Annotated in this window: 7 protein-coding genes; 3 read left to right on the top strand and 4 right to left on the bottom strand. The window is 72.1% G+C overall.

Going from position 1 to position 8,191, the window contains the following annotated elements; genetic code table 11:
* The 4 genes from F8274_RS15580 to F8274_RS15565 form a co-directional block, all read right to left on the bottom strand.
* Positions 1-1,687, bottom strand: a 1,687-nt coding sequence (locus tag F8274_RS15580) for a CDP-glycerol glycerophosphotransferase family protein (protein ID WP_151463114.1), incomplete at its 3' end; no start/stop codon positions are given.
* A 22-nt stretch (positions 1,688-1,709) separates the two neighbouring features.
* Complete coding sequence (locus F8274_RS15575; protein WP_151463113.1) at positions 1,710-3,221, bottom strand: bifunctional cytidylyltransferase/SDR family oxidoreductase; 1,512 nt, start codon at positions 3,219-3,221, stop codon at positions 1,710-1,712.
* Positions 3,222-3,358: 137 nt separating this feature from the next.
* Complete coding sequence (locus tag F8274_RS15570) at positions 3,359-4,159, bottom strand: ABC transporter ATP-binding protein (RefSeq protein ID WP_151463112.1); 801 nt, start codon at positions 4,157-4,159, stop codon at positions 3,359-3,361.
* Positions 4,152-5,054: an ABC transporter permease gene (locus F8274_RS15565; RefSeq protein WP_151463111.1), complete on the bottom strand. Its 903-nt coding sequence runs from the start codon at positions 5,052-5,054 to the stop codon at positions 4,152-4,154. The genes F8274_RS15570 and F8274_RS15565 overlap by 8 nt, the downstream gene beginning before the upstream one ends.
* A gap of 164 nt (positions 5,055-5,218) precedes the next feature.
* On the opposite strand from F8274_RS15565, the gene F8274_RS15560 reads away from it, so the two are divergent.
* The 3 genes from F8274_RS15560 (at position 5,219) to F8274_RS15550 (ending at position 8,156) form a co-directional block, all read left to right on the top strand.
* On the top strand, positions 5,219-5,851 hold the full coding sequence (locus F8274_RS15560) for a TetR/AcrR family transcriptional regulator (RefSeq protein WP_151463110.1): 633 nt from the start codon (positions 5,219-5,221) through the stop codon (positions 5,849-5,851).
* A gap of 155 nt (positions 5,852-6,006) precedes the next feature.
* Entirely contained in the window at positions 6,007-7,116 is a 1,110-nt protein-coding gene (locus F8274_RS15555; RefSeq protein ID WP_151463109.1) for a DegT/DnrJ/EryC1/StrS aminotransferase family protein, read from the top strand.
* Positions 7,113-8,156 carry a Gfo/Idh/MocA family protein gene (locus F8274_RS15550; RefSeq protein WP_151463108.1) on the top strand — a complete coding sequence of 348 codons (1,044 nt, stop codon included), beginning with the start codon at positions 7,113-7,115 and terminating at the stop codon, positions 8,154-8,156. The genes F8274_RS15555 and F8274_RS15550 overlap by 4 nt, the downstream gene beginning before the upstream one ends.
* Positions 8,157-8,191: the final 35 nt, after the last annotated feature.

The following is an 8,191-nucleotide window of genomic DNA, read 5'->3' as shown; positions in this document are numbered from 1 at the left end:
GGCCCGGAGCGCACCCGCCCCGCCGCGGGGCGGGTGCGCTCCCGGCCGGCGCGAGCTGCCGGCGGGCGGCGTCGAGGAACACCTCGGCATACGACTCGGCCGGGAAGTCGCCCAGGTAGCGGGCCCGGGTGGCCCAGCGCGCCGCGGCCTTCGGGTCGGTGTCCAGCAACCCCGTCAGCACGTCGTCCACGTTGGACATGTCCCGGCGCAGCACGTAGCCGGAGCCGGCCAGCGGGAACCGCTCGACGAAGTGCTCCCCGTCGACGCCCATGTCGGTGACCGCGTAGGGCTTGCCCGAGTAGAGCCAGTCCGAGATCACGCCGGAGACGTCCGACACCAGTGCGTCGGCCCGGTTGACGCACTCGGTCAGGGTCAGCTCGCGGCCGGCCGCCGCCCCCCACAGGTGGGCCCGCCCGGTCCTGGCCCGGTCGGCGGCGAGCAGCTCGGTGAGGCGGCCCAGCTGCCGCGCCGAGGCCGGGTTCTGGGTGGTGTACGGGTGGGCCCGCAGGATCACCGTCGCCCCCCGGTCGAGCAGCCGGCGGATCAGCGTCTCGGCCACCGGCAGCGAGCAGTAGTCGGCGTCGGCGTGGTGCCCGGTCCAGGTGGGGGTGTAGAGCACGGTCGGGTGGGCGAGGCCGGTGACCGGCTCCCGGCGTACCTCGATGGCCTCCACCTGGGGGCGGCCGACCACGACGAACTTCTCGGCGGGGATCTCCACGCCGGCCCGGGCGTACCGTTCGACGGCCGCCGGCCCGGCCACGAAAATCTTGTCGAAGATCGCCGAGACCGGGTTGGCGCTGGGCGCCTTGTCGCTGTCGCCGTGGTGCAGCTGCACGTGGGTGAGCTGCGAGAAGCGGATGCAGTGGCTGTTCTTCGCGCCGTGGTTGACGTAGAAGGCCGCGCGCAGGCTCGGCACCAGCGCCTCGTCCATGGTCTTGAGCGTGGGGCAGAAGACGACCGGCGCGCTGGTGGCCGCGGCCACGGCCGGCAGGAACTCGGGCTCGCGCAGCAGCACCAGGAACGGCCGGCCGATCCGCTCCAGGTAGGGCAGCCACATGGTGACCTGGTACTCGGAGCCGGGCGGGGCGGAGAAGTAGAGCAGGAACTCGGGCTGGTGCCGGCGCAGCGCCCGGCCCACCGGGCCGCCGCCGGCCGGCGGCCGGAACCGACGCCGGGCCAGGTCGAGGCCGACCGCGCCGCAGCCCGCCGCGACCAGCAGCGCGGCCACCAGGGCCACCCAGGCGGGCAGGGCCAGGCCGGCGGCGAGCGCCACGAGGGCGAGCAGCACCAGCAGCGCGTCGCCGAGCCGGGCGGCGATCAGCGGCGTCCAGGACCGGACCGGCAGGTTCGCCGCCCGGATCTCCAGCGCGCCGGCGTCGCGCAGCGGCCCGACCAGCAGCACCAGGCCGAGCAGGACCAGCGCGGTGGCCGCCAGCGCCGGGTCGAAGCCGGCGTCGAGCCGGCGGGCGTAGCCGACCAGGATGCCGGCGGCGACCAGCACCGACTCGGCGAGGCCGTCGGCGGTCGGCCGGACCCGGCGCTCCCACGCGGCGGCGGCGAGCGCGGCGACCGCGACCGTCAGGCCCCAGCCGGTCGCCCCGGTGAGCGCCACGACGAGGAAGGCCAGCACCGCCAGCCCGGTGGTCAGCACCCGGGCGAGCAGCTTGCGGACCAGGTCACCACGCATCTGGCTCGTCCTGTCCCGCGGCTCAGGCGTCGATGCCGGTGGGCAGCGTCGACGACTGGTGCGCGCCCGGCTGGGCGGGCACCGCGGCGACCGGCTCGCCGGGCGCCCGGCGGACGTCGATGACCTGACCGGTCAGCTCGGAGATGAGCACGTCCAGGGAGGCCTGGGCGACCGCCTCGGCGGAGAGCAGGGTGTGCTCCGGCTCCTCACCGAACGCCTTCGTGCGCATCGGGGTGGCGGTGCGCTCCGGGTTGACGCAGTTGACCCGTACGCCGAACTCGGCCCACTCGTCGGCGAGCGCCTGGGTCAGGTTGACCAGCGCGGCCTTGGTGGCCGAGTAGAGCGCGTAGCGCGCCCGGCCCCGGGTGTAGGAGCTGGAGGTGTAGAGGAGCAGCTGGCCCTTGGTCTGCTGCAAGTAGGGCAGCGACTGCCGGGCGATGGTGACCGGGCCGACGAAGTTGACGTGCAGGAGGCGGTCCATCGTCTCCTCGTCCATCTCCGCCAGGGCGCCCTTCTCCAGGATCCCGGCGGTGACCACCACGTGGTCGATCCGGCCGGTCGCCTCGAAGGCGGTCTTCAGCGCGGCGGAGACGTCCTCGGCCCGCTCGACGTGGGTGCCGGTGGTGGAGCGGCTGAACGGGAAGACCTGGGCGCCGTAGCGGCGGGCCAGCTCGGTGAGGTCGTGGCCGATGCCGTAGCTGCCGCCGAAGACCACGATGGTCCGGCCGGTCAGCTCCTCGGTGTAGCCGCGGTGGTCGCTCACCTTCGGCACCTGCGCGGCGGCGAGCTGGAAGAGCTTGTCCGCCAGGTGCACGTCGACCGGGTGGGTGACCTTGATGTTCTCGTCCGAGCCGTCGATCACCTTGATCGGCGTGCCGGGCAGGTAGCGCAGCACCACACCGCAGTCGTCGGTGGCGGCGAAGTCCGGGTCGCCCTCGGCCCGCCGGTACGCCTCGCGGATGGTCCCGGAGCGGAACGCCTGCGGGGTCTGGCCGCGGCGCAGGGTGGCCCGGACCGGGATGTCGGTGATGCACTCGTCCTGGTCGACCTGGATGATCGTGTCGGCGGACGGGATGGCCACGTCCACCGCCGCGTACGTCCAGAGCGCGTTCACGCACTCCCGCACGATCCGGGCGCTGACCAGCGGGCGCACCGCGTCGTGGAAGAGGATGTTGACGTCGCCCTCGCCGACGGCGTCCAGGGCGATCCGGGTGGTGTCGTTGCGGGTGTCACCGCCCTCGATCACCTTGCTGACCTTGCGGAAGCCCGCGTTGGCGACGATGCGCTCGGCGTCGGGCACGTGGCCGGCCGCCATCAGCACGATGATCTCGTCGATCTCCGGCGCCGCCTCGAACACGGCCAGGGTGTGCTCGATGATCGGCTTGCCGGCGATCTTCAGCAGCTGCTTCGGGATGCCCAGCCCGAGGCGCGTCCCGGTCCCCCCGGCGAGGATCACGGCCACCGTCCGCGAGGGGCGCCAGGGAGCCGGGCTCGCCGGCGCGGCGTCCGGTGCGGGGGTGCGGTCCTGCGTCATTGCCGTTCCTCACTTCTGCGGGGGGTTTGTGGTTCGGTGACCGGGTGGTGAATTTTGGTCGTCGCCGAGGGAAACCTTAACGCGTACGACGGAGCGCACCGACCCGGGCGAGCCCGGAACCGGTGCGCCCCGGACGGCTACTTCTGGTTCTCGTAGGCGTCGCACACCTCGTCGGTGGGGCCGTCCATCTTCAGGACGCCGCTCTCCAGCCAGATGGTCCGCTCGCAGGTGTCCCGGATCGAGCCGATGGAGTGGCTGACCAGGAAGACGGTGCCGGCGCTGTCGCGCAGCTCCCGAACCCGCTGCTCGCTGCGGGCCCGGAACTTGCGGTCACCGGTGGCCAGCGCCTCGTCGATGAGCAGCACGTCGTGCTTCTTCGCCGAGGAGATGGCGAAGCGCAGCCGCGCGCCCATGCCCGAGGAGTAGGTGCGCATCGGCAGCGAGGCGAAGTCGCCGCGCTCGTTGATCCCGGAGAACTCGATGATCTCCGGCGCCAGCCGCTTGACCTCCTCGGGCGTCATGCCCATGGCCAGGCACCCGAGCACCACGTTGCGTTCGCCGGAGAGGTCGTTGAGCAGGGCCGCGTTCACGCCGAGCAGCGACGGCTGGCCCTGGGTGTAGACCGCGCCCCGGGCCGGCGGGAGCAGGCCGGCGACGGCCCGCAGCAGCGTCGACTTGCCGGAGCCGTTGCTGCCGATCAGGCCGATCGCCTCACCCTCGTACGCGGTGAAGCTCACGCCCTTGACCGCGTGCACCTCGCGGATGTTCGGCGCGTTGGTCCGGGACACGATCCGCTTGAGCGCCGAGACCGGGCTGCTGCCGCCCGTGGCGCCCTTGTGGATCCGGTAGATCACGTGCACGTCGTCCACCACGACGGTGGGGATGCGCCCGGAGTCCACCACGGAGGTGCCGCCCTCCGGTCGGGTCTGGTCAGCCACGGCCGTACTCCTCTTCTCCGCGCCAGAAGTAGACGAACCCACCGATGCCCATGACGACCGCCCAGGCCACCCCGAGCAGCCAGAGCTGCGTCGGGGGACTGACCAGCTGCGCCTGGTGGGAGTCGAGCAGCGCGTACCGGGCCAGCTCGATGAAGACCAGCGGCGGGTTGGCCTCCAGCAGGGTGGCGGCCCAGTGCGGCAGGTGCTGCCGGAACAGCGCCACCGGGTAGAGCACGCCGGAGGCGTACAGCCAGGTCCGCATGATGAACGGCATGACCTGCTTCAGGTCCGTGATCTTCGAGCCGAGCCGGGCCATCACCATGGTCAGCCCCAGGTTGAAGATCGTCTGGAGCAGCAGCATGGGCACGAGGAGCAGCCAGCGCGGGGTGATCGGTTCACCCGTCAGCAGGACGATGGCGGCCAGCACGACCATGGACATGAGCAGCTGCTGGAGCTGGACCAGCGTGACGGTGACCGGCAGGGCGGCGCGGGGGAACTGCAGGGCCCGGATGAGGCCCAGGTTGCTGGTGATCGCGCTGGTGCCGTTCGAGACCGCGGTCTGGGTGAACATGAAGACGAACACGCCCGTGCACAGGTAGGCGATGAAGTTCGACATGTTCTTGTTCTGCGAGACGATCACGCCGAAGATCAGGTAGTAGACCGCCGCGTTGGTGAGCGGGGTCAGCACCTGCCAGAGCTGGCCGAGCTGTGTGTTGCTGAACGACGAGGCGACCTTCGCCCGCGAGTACGCGGTCATGAAGTGTCGGTACGCCCACAGCCGGCGGGCGTACTCGACCAGGCGCGGGCGTTCCCCGGCGACCCGCAGCCCGTACCGCTGGGCGAGCTGGGCCCGGGTCAGCCCGGATTCGGGGTCGGCCACCGCGGTGTTGGCCATGGTCAGGCGCTCCGATCTTTCGTGCCGATGGGGAGCAGGCAGATGTGTGTCGCGGCGTGAAAATCTAGCGCGGCCGGGCGGGGAGGGTGCCTCGCTGCTGCCGGAAAGGTAGTCCAAAACACGTCGGGACGCAACCGTACCGTCGTTGCGCTACATTGTCCCACGTGACGACCGAGAAGAGGCGTGCCCCGGCCGGCGCGGCGGTGCTGCGCGGGGAGATCACCAGTGCCATCCGCGCCGCCGTGATGCAGGAGTTGGCCGAGGTCGGCTACGGCCGCCTCTCCATCGAGGCGGTCGCCCGTCGGGCCGGGGTCAGCAAGACCGCGATCTACCGCCGCTGGCGCTCGAAACTCGATCTCGTGCTCGACATGGTCTCGGCGGCGGCGGGCCGCAACCTGCCGCTGCTGGACACCGGCAGCCTGCTCGGCGACCTGGAGATCCTGCTCCACGTGTTGTCCCGGGCGCTGCGGCACCGGCTGGCCTCGCAGATCATCCCGGACCTGCTGGCCGAGGCGGCCCGCAATCCGCAGATCGGCGAGAAGCTCCAGGCGGCGCTGGACGAGTACCAGCAGGCCGTGGGCCGGATCCTGATCGGCCGGGCGGTCGAGCGGGGTGAGCTCTCCGCGGACACCGACCGGCGGGCCGCCGTGGACCTCATCGTCGGCCCGGTCTACTGGCGCATGGCCATCTCGCGCGCGCCGCTGGAGACCGGGGAGGTGCCCCGGCTGGCCTCCGCGATCGTCGCGGCCCTCCGGGTAGCATGCGTGGGGCCTGTCCGCGGCGAGGTGGAAGTCTGACCCCGGTCCCGTCGCCGGCGTCCCGCCCGTCGATCATGAACAGCAGGACAAAACTGGTCGGACAATGGCCGCGACCGGGTCGTTTTCGCTGCAAACCGCTACCATCCCCCCGAAACGTCCACCACAAGAGCAACGTGTCGACAGGAGGAAGCCCCATGGTCGGGCCGCATCCAGAGTTCATTCCCCCAGCACGACCGATCATCGGTGAGGCCGAGATCGAGGCGGCTGTCCGGGTGCTGCGGAGCGGCCGGGTCGTGCAGGGCCCCGAGGTCGCGGCGTTCGAGGAGGAGTTCGGCGACCTGGTCGCCGGCCGGCACTGCGTGGCCGTCAACTCCGGCACCTCCGCGCTCCAGCTCACCCTGATGGCGCTCGGCCTCGGCCCGGGTGACGAGGTCATCGTGCCCTCGTTCTCCTTCGCCGCCAGCGCGAACGCGGTCCGGCTGGTCGGCGCCGAGCCGGTCTTCGTGGACATCGAGGCCGGCAGCTTCTGCGTCGACCCGGAGGCCGTCGCCGCCGCCGTCACGCCGCGCACCGTCGCCATCATGCCGGTGCACCTCTACGGTCACCCGGCGGCCATGGACCAGATCATGGCCATCGCGGAGCGGCACGGCCTCGCCGTCGTGGAGGACGCCGCCCAGGCCCACGGGGCCACCCTGCACGGCACCCCGGTCGGCGCCTTCGGCACCGCCGGCTGCTTCAGCTTCTACCCGACGAAGAACATGCACGCCCTGGAGGGCGGCATGGTCACCACCGCCGACGCCGAGCTGGCCCGCACGCTGCGGCTGCTGCGCAACCAGGGCATGGAGCAGCGGTACGCCAACGAGATCGTCGGCGCCAACATGCGGATGACCGACGTGGCGGCCGCGATCGGCCGGGTGCAGCTCACCCAGCTCGCCGAGTGGACCGAGCAGCGCCGGGCCAACGCCAAGTTCCTCGACTCGAAGATCACCGGGATGGTCACCCCGCCCGTGGCGGACGCCGCCAAGCACGTCTACCACCAGTACACCGTGCGGGTGCAGGGCAACCGGGACGCGGCCATGGCCCGCCTCACCGAGCTGGGCATCGGCAACGCGGTCTACTACCCGACCCCGATCCACCGCCTCAAGCCCTACCTCGACGCCGAGGGCAAGCCGGGCCCGTGGGACCTGCCGGAGACCGAGCGCGCCGCCGCCGAGGTCGTCTCGCTGCCGGTGCACCCGTCGCTGAGCCCGGCCGACCTGGAGCGGATCGCCGAGGGCGCGAACCTCGCCGGGGGTGCCCGATGAGTGGGGCCCGCAAGCTGCGCGCCGGCCTGATCGGCCTGGGCGCGATGGGGCGCAACCACGCCCGGGTGCTGTCCAACCTCGACGGCGTCGAGCTGGTCGCCGTGGTCGACCCGGCCGGCGACGTGACCGGCACGCTCCGCGCGCCGGTGGTCCCCACGCTGGGTGACCTGCTCGCCATGGGTGTCGACTACGCGGTCGTCGCCTGCCCGACCGCCCTGCACGAGCAGATCGGCCTGGAGTTGGCCGCCAACGGTGTCTGCGCGCTGATCGAGAAGCCGCTGGCCCAGTCCGTCGACGCCGCCACCAGGCTGGTGGAGGCGTTCGAGTCCGCCGGCCTGGTCGCCGGCGTCGGCCACATCGAGCGCTACAACCCGGCCCTGCAGAGCCTGCGGACCCGGCTGGAGGCCGGCGAGCTGGGCGAGGTCTTCCAGGTCGTCACCCGGCGCCAGGGCCCGTTCCCGCACCGCATCGCCGACGTCGGCGTGGTGATGGACCTGGCCACCCACGACATCGACCTGACCGCCTGGGTCACCGGCCGGGAATACACCTCGGTGTCGGCCCGCACGGTCTCCCGCAGCGGCCGCCTGCACGAGGACATGGTCGCCGTGGTCGGCCAGCTCTCCGACGGCACGATGGTCAACCACCTGGTCAACTGGCTGAGCCCGCTCAAGGAGCGGTCCACCGTGGTCACCGGCGACAAGGGCTGCTTCGTCGCCGACACGCTCACCGCCGACCTGACCTTCTACGCCAACGCCGCCATCGACACCGAGTGGGAGGCGCTGCGCGCGTTCCGCGGCGTGGCCGAGGGCGACATGGTGCGCTACGCGATCCCGAAGCGGGAGCCGCTGCTGGTGGAGCACGAGCGCTTCCGCGACGCCGTCGAGGGCAAGCAGAGCGACATCGTCACCCTGCGGCAGGGCCTGCGGACCGTGCAGGTCGCCGCCGGCCTGCTCGAGTCGGCCTCCGACGGCAAGACCATCATGGTCAGCCCGACCGGCCTGGCCGACACCGCCCGTTCCACCGAGAACGCGGTGGCCTGACCCGCCCGACCGGGCCGGATCGTCCGATCCGGCCC

Origin of the sequence: Micromonospora sp. AMSO31t (genome assembly GCF_008868175.1) — a bacterium.
Classification (GTDB): Bacteria; Actinomycetota; Actinomycetes; order Mycobacteriales; family Micromonosporaceae; genus Micromonospora.
This window is presented reverse-complemented; position numbering and strand designations above follow the sequence as displayed.

What these genes read in the sequence shown, in the direction of transcription:
- F8274_RS15555 (WP_151463109.1), top strand. Translation starts at nt 6,007, where the DNA reads ATGGTCGGGCCGCATCCAGAGTTCATTCCCCCAGCACGACCGATCATC.
- F8274_RS15565 (WP_151463111.1), bottom strand. Translation starts at nt 5,054, where the DNA reads ATGGCCAACACCGCGGTGGCCGACCCCGAATCCGGGCTGACCCGGGCC.
- F8274_RS15575 (WP_151463113.1), bottom strand. Translation starts at nt 3,221, where the DNA reads ATGACGCAGGACCGCACCCCCGCACCGGACGCCGCGCCGGCGAGCCCG.
- F8274_RS15550 (WP_151463108.1), top strand. Translation starts at nt 7,113, where the DNA reads ATGAGTGGGGCCCGCAAGCTGCGCGCCGGCCTGATCGGCCTGGGCGCG.